The organism is Aestuariivirga sp., from assembly GCF_044238155.1.
In the GTDB taxonomy this organism is placed as follows: Bacteria; Pseudomonadota; Alphaproteobacteria; order Rhizobiales; family Aestuariivirgaceae; genus Aestuariivirga.
Genome location: NZ_JBIIDX010000169.1, coordinates 1 through 7,246, shown reverse-complemented (window position 1 = coordinate 7,246; position 7,246 = coordinate 1). Strand labels below are relative to the sequence as shown.

Sequence of the window (7,246 nt, the reverse complement as noted above, 5' to 3'; positions counted from 1 at the left end):
CGTGAGGCGGCGGGAAAGCGAAGGTGGGGAGAAGACGGATTTCTAGAGAAATATCCCGCTTCGTGCCGCAAGCGAGTATTAGGACCAGATGAAGTTTAACAGTCTCACGCCCAACTTTCCCTCCCTCTCTTGGGGAGGGGATAAACCTGGGGGTCGCACTGATTGCAAATGATGAAACCGGAACTGGTTGTCGCAGCCTCGCGACCCGCACCCATGGACCCTCCCAACAAGCGGACGGGGAAATCGATTTGGCACATCAAGACTCATTCCGTTTCAGTCACGCTTCAGCCAATGCCCGCAGGTCGCGCTCGAGTTCACCATAACCCACGAATCGACATTCGTAACCAAGTCCCAAGCGGCGGGCAGCAGCTTCAGCCTTTGCTTCCAGTTCGATACTTTGAGTCTGAGCGAGGTACACGATCTTGGTATAGTTGCCAAAGTAGTCCGCCAGAAGTTCCGGATGGCGGTCAAGACCCAAACCTTCCCAGATCAACTTGTCAAAGTGACGAGCCAGATAATCCGTGAGGAAGAACGCCGTAATGTCATCGTCGGCATGAGCCGCAAAGTTGCTGTTGCCCGAAAAAAATGCATAGCAGTGAGGGCCTTCCAGCCGTGAAACACCCTCCTCCTTCAGCATCGCATCGAGCTGTCCGCCGGTTCCGCAGTCACCATAGAGCACGAATACGGATTGATAGCGCCCACGTGCTGCGACAAGCTTCTGGCGCAGTTCAGGCACAATTCTTTCAGGCGTATTGTGCCACTTCGCCGGCAGGCATTGCAGATCGAAACCAGTCCAGCGGTTGCGTTCGATCAGGTCCACAATCTCCCGGGCCAAAGCGCCACAGGCCAGGAGAAGTACTTTTCCCTTGCCCGGCTTGAATTCGAATTCTTCCGATGGCGCGAGATCGACTGAGGTCACCGCAAACCCGGACGCACCTTAACTGGTCGCCAGTTGATTGTGCTTCCGCGCCATGAAGCTCTTTGCGGTTTCCACTGCAACGGCAGCATCACGGCAGTAGGCATCAGCGCCAATCGCCTTGGCAAATTCCTCATTCAAGGGCGCGCCACCAACCAGCACGACATAATCATCACGCATGCCCTTTTCCTTCATGGTGTCGATGACAACCTTCATGTAGGGCATGGTCGTGGTGAGCAGCGCTGACATGCCAAGAATGTCAGGCTTATGCAGTTCCATCGCCTCGAGATATTTCTCGACCGGGTTGTTGATGCCGAGATCGATGACCTCGAAGCCAGCACCCTCCATCATCATACCGACCAGATTCTTGCCAATGTCGTGGATGTCGCCCTTTACCGTGCCGATCACCATCTTGCCCTGTCGCGGAGCACCAGTGGCAATGAGCAACGGCCGCAGGATGTTCATACCGGCCTTCATTGAATTGGCAGCCAGCAAGACCTCAGGCACAAATAGAATTCCATCACGGAAGTCGACGCCGACAATGCGCATGCCTTCAACCAGCGCTTCCGTCAGAACCTTGTATGGAGCCCAGCCCCGGCCGAGCAGGATGTGTACTGCCACCTCAACCTCTTCCTTGAGGCCGTCGTACAGATCATCATGGACCTGCTGCACCAGTTCCTCGTCATTGAGGGAGTTCAGGTCAAGTTCACCTTCATCGCTCATCGGCCGTCTCCAGGTGGAAAAATTTACAACTCAGTCATAGGCCCGGGAGCCGCAAGGCCGCCGCCAGCGGGCGACACCCACTTGCCGGAAAGCGACGGTTGAGGCAAGCGGAAACCCAGAGTAAACATGACTTTAACTATCACGAGACTGGGTTTGCCATGACGCCTGAGGCATTCGACATTGCATTCTGCCGCAGCCAATTTCCTGCCCTGGCCCTCGCCGATGGCGCCGGTCCCCGCGTCTACCTGGACAATCCGGCTGGCACCCAGGTACCCCGCCAGGTCATTGACCGGACGGTCGAGTGCCTGACGGCCCGTAATGCCAACCTCGGTGGCTACTTCACAACTTCGCTCGCAGCAGACGAAATCGTCGATATGGCACATCGAGCCTGCGCTGATTTCTACAACGCGACAACACCTGGCGAAATCATATTTGGCCAGAACATGACCAGTCTGACACTGCACATGTCGCGTTGCATCGGCAAGACGTTCCGGCGGGGAGACGAGATCGTGCTCTCGAGAATGGATCATGATGCCAATGTTGCTCCCTGGCTGCTGCTGGCCGCCGATCTGGACCTCACCGTCCGCTGGATGGATTTTGACCCCGATACCTATGAATTCCCCGAAGACGCCCTGAGCAAGGTACTCACGGAACGAACCCGCCTTCTTGCCATGGGAATGGCCTCGAATTGCACTGGTACGATCAGTGACGTGAAGCGCTTCGCGGCTCAGGCGAAAGCGGTTGGCGCCATTGTTTATCTCGATGCCGTGCAGTTTGCCCCACATCACGCAATCGACGTGCAGACGCTGGGGGCGGATTTCGTCGTCTCCTCAGCGTATAAGTGGTTTGGCCCTCATCAAGGTATTCTATGGGGCCGCGAGGACCTGCTGAAACAAACCTTCGGCTACAAGGTGCGCCCGGCCGGCGACGATCTTCCTCACAAGTTTGAAACCGGAACCCTCTCGCATGAAGGCATGGCGGGAACGCTGGGTGCCATAGAGTATCTCGAGCAGTTCGGCGCCGGCAGCACACGCGTGGAGCGTCTTCGTGCGGCATGGAGCGTCATCGCAGGCTATGAACAGCGGTTGACACAGCGGCTGATCGACGGCCTGCGCAGCTTCCGTGGTCTTACCATTCGCGGCATTACCTCAGGAAACGCCATCGACCGGCGCGTACCCACCGTGTCTTTCACGCTGGACGGCCATCAACCGGAGGCATTGGCCAAAGATTTTGCACGGGACAATATCTTTGTTTGGTCTGGGCACAACTACGCCATTGAACCTGTCATGCGGATGGGCCTCATGGATAAGGGCGGCGTCTTGCGTGTCGGTCTCGCACACTATAACACCGACGCGGAAATAGACACGCTGCTGGCCTCACTCGCTCGCCAGATCAAGGCCTGAGAAGCGCGGCGATGCCTGCGAGCGTTCTGGCAGGACTGTCTGCAGCGTTGATGCGGGCCCAGTTGATCGGACCCAGATCATAGTGCAGTTGCCTCGCAACGACCTCAACAGTCGCGTCAGAGGCGTCGGCCTGACGTGCCGATATACGCGACGCCAGGACTGAGGCTGGCGCCTCAAGCCAAACACCCAGAAAGTTTGAGGCTATCCCGCCTGCACAGGATTCAAAGAGCCGCCGCTCTTCCAGCTTGGCAAATACGGCGTCAACCACCACACTGTATCCGGCCCGGAGCGCCCGGCCCGCACGTGACAGACAAGCCTGATACACGGCGTGGGATGCCTCAGGGCCATAATGTTCCGGTCCTAGTCGTTGCGTTTCTTCAACTCCCGCAAGCACCTTTCGTTCAATATCACTGCGTATATGTATGGCACCGGGAGCAGCACCGAGTTGCACTGCAAGATCAGCCGCAGCTGTTGACTTGCCGGTTCCTGACAAGCCACCAATACAAACCAACATGGGTTTTTCCATCTTTAGATGGTCAATAGCCGCACGGAAATAATCAAGTGCTTGGCCGCGTGCCTGCATTGACTTGCTGGGCGCCAGCTCACGCGCCAAATCGCCACTGACCACTGCCCGCACCCCTGCACGCATCGAGAGAAACAGGGGTAAGGCTGCAAGACCTGTCAGATTCTCCTCGGCACGTCGCAGGTGAAGATAGCGATTGAGGATGATGTTTGCCGAACGTTTTTCTTTCTGTGTCCAGAGATCCATCAGCAGAAAAGCCAGATCATAAAGAACGTCAACAGTTGCAATCGCTTCGCTGAACTCAATGGCATCAAAGAGTTTGGGTTCATCATTCTCGACGATGATATTGCCACAATGCATGTCGCCGTGGCACCGGCGTACAAGCCCCTGCGCGCTGCGAGCATCGAGTAATTTCTTGCAGGCTTTCAATGAAGCCTCGCAGAAAGCATGAAAGGTCAACGTCTCGCCCGGCGGGAAAATGTCTGGCGCACCAGTGAAGGCCCGTGAGAGTTGCACGCCCAACCCCATCATGATGGCTGAGCCCGACACAATACGACGGGGCGCAACGTCATGCGCGGCGACTGCCATTGCGGCAAGTTTCAGGGCGAGTGAAGGCCCAACCCCACCGTGCCGAACCTGCCAGGCAAGCAGCGCCCTTGCAGCAAAACGCCGCATGACCAAGACTGGCTCCCCACAAACCTCCGACAAACCGAGATAAATTTCCGGCGCAAAGATGCGGTTGACCTCAAGCTCCCTGGCAAGCGCGTCATGCCGCATCTCGCGGCGGGAGAAATCAAGGTAGGGAAGCTTCACGCTCTTCTTGACTTTGAAGGCGCGCTCACCGACCAGAAACACGTACGCAGCATGGGTCTCCAGTTGCTCCACAGCAGCACCGGGGAAACCCCACGTCTCACCTTTCAGGAAGTCTGGCCGTGACACGGCACCAATCTACCGTGCCTCCCATGGTCAAACCTTGACAAGCATCAATTGCCGCGGCGGCGTTCGCGGCGGGCTGCTCCAGCAGCAGCGGCATCAACGCCCTTTGCCAGCTGCGAGACTGGACCCAGTTTCTGTTCGACAAGTTCGATCGAAGGCCTCGCGCCTTTCGAATAGGCTTCCAATGACCTCCGCATGGCAGCCAGATGTTCCGGGCTCGTGCCGCAGCAGCCACCAATGATCTTCGCCCCTGCATCGAGCGCGATGCGGGCATAGTCAGCCATGAGTTCCGGTGTGCCGGTGTAGTGAATGTGACCATCAACATATTGTGGAATGCCACAGTTTCCCTTCGCTACAACTGCTGCATCCGGTCGCGCCTCGGTGATGCCGAGTACCGTCGCGATGAGTTCGGAGGCGCCAACACCACAGTTTGCGCCGATGGCTGCAGGCTGCACGGCAAGCGCCGCAGTCAGCGCCCCGAACGCCTTCGGCGTGATGCCCATCATGGTCCGGCCGTTGGTGTCAAAGCTCATGGTGGTGACGATGGGAAGCCCGGCCCTCGCGGCACCCTCGACGGCAGCCTTGAGTTCTTCCTCGGAAGACATGGTCTCGATCCACAGCACATCCGCTCCGCCCTCTTTGAGCGCTAGCGCCTGCTCGGCGAAGGCCTTGACGGCCTCATCATGGCTGAGCGCACCCACCGGCTCCATGATCTCTCCGGTTGGGCCGATTGACCCACCCACATAGACAGGGCGGCCAGCCGCGTCAGCTTCCGCACGCGCATTGCGGGCCGCTGCGATGTTGATCTCGCGAACCTGATCCTGCGCATTGTGAAGCTTGAGGCGATGCCGGTTGCCACCAAAGGAGTTGGTAAGGACGATGTCTGCACCAGCCTCGATGAACCTGCGGTGCAGCGAACGCACCCGGTCCGGATGCTCGAAATTCCACATTTCCGGGGCATCTCCGGAGACCAGACCCATTTGAAAGTAGTTGGTGCCGGTGGCGCCGTCAGCGAGAAGCCAAGGCCTGGACGATAGAGCCTCAGTAAAGGAAGGATGGGTCATGGCAATCTCCGGAACCTGGGGAATATAAAGAAATCCTTATATCGCTCTCTAGAGAATTGCCAAGTGCAAAGCTTCAGGCCTCACGAGCCCCATAGAACAGGGTGACCACATGCTGGGCCTCGGCAAAAAACAGCCAGCGCTCGACCACGGCGGCAAGCAGCGCCGCAAGAGCGGCCAGAATGGCAGACAACGGTAATACAGGCGCCAACAGCATCAGCGCCAGGGAAAGGATGAGCATCAGGATCACCAGACGGCGCAGCTTCTGAGCATGTTTACGGGCGACAGCATAGCCCATTTCTGCCTGAACATAGTTAGCCGAGGTGTGGGGAACCTCCCACTGACTGACTCGTCCGAGTTGGCCAAGACCAGTCGCCGCTTCAATTGTATGAGTTCGAGGAGCGTTATCGATAATACGCCAGTAGGCCAGTTTCGCTCCCCCGGTGATCACCAGCAACAGGCACGAGAGATAGATCAGAAAGGCCGGCAAACTGCCGAACGCAACAGTCAGAGCAGCCAACAGCACTGACCCGGTCGCAAGACTGAAGGACAGATAGACTGGAACCGTGAGTGCAGTATTCCAGGCGCGGATCGTTGTGAGGCAGGCATAGATCTTCCCGGTACAGAATACTGTTGCCATGGCAAGTGCAGCGCTCAGCACCCCAAGCGGCGCAATGAGCGATGGCGCCTCGTACAGGCCAGACCACACCACGCCAAACAGCAGGGCCGGCACATAGGCAAACACAGATACCACTCCCTCGCGCGAAAGCCATGAGGATCGCCACTGCGACCAGGCCCTCCAGGCACGCTCGGGGTGGCCCAGATGAAAGGTTGATGAAAGAAGTCCTGCCGTGATCAGAGCAAGACTGAGCAATATTGCGCATACACCGAAGGCGAGATTGGATGCCTGGCCGTGGCTCATGCCCGCTACGCCAAGCAGAGCGAGCAGACCATAGCCAGCACCGGATGCAGTGGTGAACAGAATCACCGAATAGGCGGGATGCATAGTCTCAGCCCTCCAGCCTTCCGGAAAAGTCGATGTCAGCGTCACGGCTCTGGATCTTGCCGGAGGATAACAACCGGTCTGCCCATGCAAAAAGCCGGTCAAAGGCTGTTCCGTCGGATTGCGGCAGGGCCTCAGGTGGCGACGTCATGCTATCCCGCCGCGCCCGTGGGGGCAGGTACTTGTTCACTGGCTTGTAGCCCATCTCCGGCAGGAGATCATAACCACCTCGTTCCGCGACAAGTTGAGACACCGCGGAATTTGCATCTCCGAGGTCGCCGAAATGGCGTGCGCCGGTCGGGCAGGCCTTTACACAGGCGGGAAGCCTGTCTTCAGGTTCGAAGTTTTCGTTGTAGATCCGGTCTACGCACAGCGTACATTTCTTCATGACGCCATGGCTCTGGTCATATTCACGAGCGCCGTAGGGACAGGCCCAGGAGCAGAGCTTGCATCCGATGCAGGTCTCTGGATTAACCAGCACAATGCCATCCTCTGCACGCTTGTAGCTGGCGCCAGTTGGACAAACCGTCACACATGCAGGCTCTTCGCAATGAAGGCACGAACGCGGGAAGTTGACAATGCGTGACTGAGCTTGACCTGGCTCCGTCACCTCATAGCCGTGAACCCGATTGAGCCAGGTACCTGTTGGGTTCGCCTCATAGGCATTCACGTCGTTCAGCG

General features: G+C 57.8%; 7 protein-coding genes. 1 reads left to right on the top strand and 6 read right to left on the bottom strand.

All coding sequences use genetic code 11. The features are described from left to right. Positions 1-277 precede the first annotated feature (277 nt). Both ACILRN_RS14805 and ACILRN_RS14800 read right to left on the bottom strand, forming a co-directional pair. Positions 278-820 (bottom strand): DUF1638 domain-containing protein, encoded by a 543-nt coding sequence (locus tag ACILRN_RS14805; RefSeq protein ID WP_395689570.1) that lies wholly within the window; start codon positions 818-820, stop codon positions 278-280. 117 nt (positions 821-937) lie between these two features. Continuing rightward, the gene (locus ACILRN_RS14800; protein ID WP_395689568.1) at positions 938-1,639 is read right to left on the bottom strand and encodes a corrinoid protein; all 702 of its coding nucleotides are present in this window, start codon (positions 1,637-1,639) and stop codon (positions 938-940) included. Positions 1,640-1,797: 158 nt separating this feature from the next. Between ACILRN_RS14800 and ACILRN_RS14795 the strand changes: the two genes are divergently transcribed. Continuing rightward, complete coding sequence (locus ACILRN_RS14795; protein WP_395689566.1) at positions 1,798-3,042, top strand: cysteine desulfurase-like protein; 1,245 nt, start codon at positions 1,798-1,800, stop codon at positions 3,040-3,042. Here the strand turns inward: ACILRN_RS14795 and ACILRN_RS14790 are convergent. The 4 genes from ACILRN_RS14790 to ACILRN_RS14775 all read right to left on the bottom strand — a co-directional run. Further along, entirely contained in the window at positions 3,032-4,504 is a 1,473-nt protein-coding gene (locus ACILRN_RS14790; protein WP_395689564.1) for an AAA family ATPase, read from the bottom strand. The genes ACILRN_RS14795 and ACILRN_RS14790 overlap by 11 nt on opposite strands. 44 nt (positions 4,505-4,548) lie before the next feature. Beyond that, positions 4,549-5,565 carry a betaine--homocysteine S-methyltransferase gene (gene bmt / locus ACILRN_RS14785; protein ID WP_395689562.1) on the bottom strand — a complete coding sequence of 339 codons (1,017 nt, stop codon included), beginning with the start codon at positions 5,563-5,565 and terminating at the stop codon, positions 4,549-4,551. 73 nt (positions 5,566-5,638) lie between these two features. After that, on the bottom strand, positions 5,639-6,613 hold the full coding sequence (locus ACILRN_RS14780; RefSeq protein WP_395689560.1) for a dimethyl sulfoxide reductase anchor subunit family protein: 975 nt from the start codon (positions 6,611-6,613) through the stop codon (positions 5,639-5,641). Then, positions 6,573-7,246, bottom strand: a 674-nt coding sequence (locus ACILRN_RS14775; RefSeq protein ID WP_395689558.1) for a 4Fe-4S dicluster domain-containing protein, incomplete at its 5' end; no start/stop codon positions are given. The genes ACILRN_RS14780 and ACILRN_RS14775, both read right to left, overlap by 41 nt.

Bases quoted from the DNA above. Each gene is read 5' to 3' on its own strand.
- ACILRN_RS14795 (WP_395689566.1), top strand. From the start codon at position 1,798: ATGACGCCTGAGGCATTCGACATTGCATTCTGCCGCAGCCAATTTCCT.
- bmt (WP_395689562.1), bottom strand. From the start codon at position 5,565: ATGACCCATCCTTCCTTTACTGAGGCTCTATCGTCCAGGCCTTGGCTT.
- ACILRN_RS14800 (WP_395689568.1), bottom strand. From the start codon at position 1,639: ATGAGCGATGAAGGTGAACTTGACCTGAACTCCCTCAATGACGAGGAA.